Source organism: Methyloceanibacter sp., from assembly GCF_041573655.1.
Lineage (GTDB): Bacteria > Pseudomonadota > Alphaproteobacteria > Rhizobiales > Methyloligellaceae > Methyloceanibacter.
In genome coordinates this window covers 1-2680 of the sequence record NZ_JBFFQD010000096.1, presented here as the reverse complement: position 1 = coordinate 2680, position 2680 = coordinate 1, and the positions used below count along the sequence as shown (strand labels likewise).

The 2680-nt window shown below is 62.7% G+C and carries 2 protein-coding genes; both read right to left on the bottom strand.

The annotated features are described in order from the left end of the window. Positions 1-60 precede the first annotated feature (60 nt). Positions 61-1758 (bottom strand): N-acetylglutaminylglutamine synthetase, encoded by a 1698-nt coding sequence (gene ngg / locus ABY454_RS12225; protein WP_372931038.1) that lies wholly within the window; start codon positions 1756-1758, stop codon positions 61-63. A gap of 63 nt (positions 1759-1821) precedes the next feature. Beyond that, the coding region (locus ABY454_RS12220; RefSeq protein WP_372931036.1) for an asparagine synthase-related protein at positions 1822-2680 on the bottom strand (859 nt) is incomplete at its 5' end.

The window sequence follows — 2680 nt, the reverse complement described above, 5'->3', positions numbered from 1 at the left end:
TGCGGAGCGTTGTCGCGCCGGCGCGCCCCTTGTTGACGATTATGGGTAGTACGGAGACGGCTAGATTTGAAGCGCTTTGCGCACCGTCGTTGGCACGGACTGCGGGAACAGAAGATCTATGAAGCGTCCGGCGGTGGGCTGCGGCTCGTGATTGGCCAGCCCCGGCCGCTCATTGGCCTCGATAAACCAGTAATTGGGCTCCGTGGGTGTCCGTACGATGAAATCGATTCCCGTGACGGGAATGTCGATGGCGCGGGCAGCCTTCACCGCGGCGTCAATCAGGGCCGGGTGCAGGATACCGGTGACGTCGTGGATCGTCCCACCGGTATGAAGATTGGCGGTCTTCCGCACCGTGATGGTCTCGTCGGGCGCCGGTACGTCGTCGAGCGCATAGCCGGCCACGGCCAGGCACCGCTCCGTCTCCGCATCGAGTGGAATCGCCGATTCTCCACCTGTCGCAGCGGACCGCCGGCGTGACTGGCGCTCGACGAGCTCGCGCACCGTCGCCTTGCCGTTGCCGATCACGGAGGCGGGCTTGCGGACAGCCGCGGCGACCACGCGGTAGTCGATGACGATGATTCGAAGGTCCATGCCCTCGACGCACTCCTCGACCACGACCTCGTTGCAGATCTTTCGCGCCACGTCGATTGCTGTCTTGGCTTCCTTCCAGCCCCTCAGGCCGACCGCGACACCCTTGCCTTGCTCGCCACGCGCCGGCTTCACCACCACGGCGTCTTGGCTCTCCACGAAGGCACGCGCGCGGGCGTCGTCGTCGGCCGAGACCTGTGCTGGAACGCGCACACCACCTATCTCGACAATGCGGCGCGTCACGCGTTTGTCGTCACAAATGCTCATGGCAATCGCGGTGGTGAGCGTGGTGAGACTCTCGCGGCAAACAACGGAGCGGCCGCCATAGGTAAGCCGGAAGAAACCGCCCTCGGCATCGATAATGTCCACGCCGATGCCGCGGCGGCGCGCCTCATCCGTGATGATGCGAGCGTAAGGGTTGAGCGCGTCGTCGTCATACGGTGTCTCGGTGAAAAGGCGCTCGTTGATGACGTTCTTGCGCTTCACGGTGAACGTCGCCCACCGTGTAAAGCCGATCTTCTCGTAGAGGGCGATGGCCTGTTTGTTGTCGTGCATCACCGACAGGTCCATATAGGCCGAGCCGCGCTCCTTGAAATGCTCCGCAAGCCGGCGCACGAGTGCCTCGCCGATGCCCGGCTGCGTGGCCTGGGAGTCGACTGCAAGACACCACAGCGAGGAGCCGTGCTCTGTGTCTTTAAAGGCCGCCAAGTGATCGACGCCGGTAACCGTGCCGAGGATCGCGCCGGTGGCCTCGTCCTCGGCGACGAAATAGGTGATGGCCCGGCTGTCGCGCTTGGCCCAGAAGAAGTCCGGTGGAACGGTGACCATGCCGCGCGATGAATAGATGCGGTTCACCTCATCGGCGTCGTGGATGGAGCTGAGGCGGCGGATGTAGAAACCGCGCGATGGGGCCTTCGCCGGATCATATTTCTTCAGGTCGAGCCGGTAGGTGTGCGAGGGGTCCAGGAACAATTCCTGGGGTGCGGCGGCCAGCACTACGTGAGGGTCCTGAATATAGAATGCAATGTCGCGCCGCCCTGGGCCCTCGGCGCGGATGCAGGAGGCGAGCTCGGACGCTTCGGTGAAGGTCTGGCCAAACAGAAGGCGACCCCAGCCGCAGTCGAGCGCGACGTTGCTGAGAACAGCGCCGTTGGTTTTTGGGGGCTCCATGCGCGCGCCTGCACTTCGTACGGCGTCATCGCTGCTGTGTTTTTGCATGCTCATCGCTACGCTCTAGATATTGTGAGCCTGAAGCCACAGTTCCAGTAACGCGCACTGCCATAGTTCCGATCCCTGCAATGGCGTGATGTGCCCCTTCGGGTCATCGAACAGGTCTCCGAGATATTCGGTGCGGAACAGTGCGCGGTCCCGCGCGGCCTGCGACGTCAGTGCGTCCTTCGTCATCTCGAGCACCGGGCCGTCAATGTATTTGAGAGCCGGCACGGGAAAATAGCCCTTCGGCCGGTCGATCACCTTGGAGGGAATGACGTCGCGCGCCACGTCCTTGAGAACGCCCTTGCCGTCGTGCTTCAGTTTCAATTCGGGCGGCACACGTACGGCGAGCTCGACGAGTTCGTGGTCGAGGAACGGAACACGCGCCTCCAACCCCCACGCCATCGTCATGTTGTCGACGCGCTTGACCGGATCGTCAACCAGCATGACGGTCGTGTCGATGCGCAGCGCGCGGTCGAGTGGCGTTTCCGCGCCAGCCCGGTTGATATGCGCCTCGACGAACCGCGCGGGCTCGTCGTCTTGTGTCATCCAGGCGTCGCTCAAGTGCCGGTTGCGCTTGGCGTGGTCGCGATCGAAAAACAGCGCCCTGTAGTCTCCAACGATGTCATTGGAGCTCTCCAGCTTCGGATACCAGTGATAACCGGCGAACACCTCATCGGCGCCTTGGCCGCTTTGCACGACCTTCACGTGCTTGGCGACTTCGCGGGACAACAGATAGAAGCCGACATTGTCGTAGGAGACCATGGGCTCCGACATGGCGGTGATCGTCTCGGGGAGTGCCTGCAACATCTCCGCCGTGGGGATCATGATCTTGGTGTGATCGGTATCGAAATGCTCGGCGATGATGTCGGAGTATTTG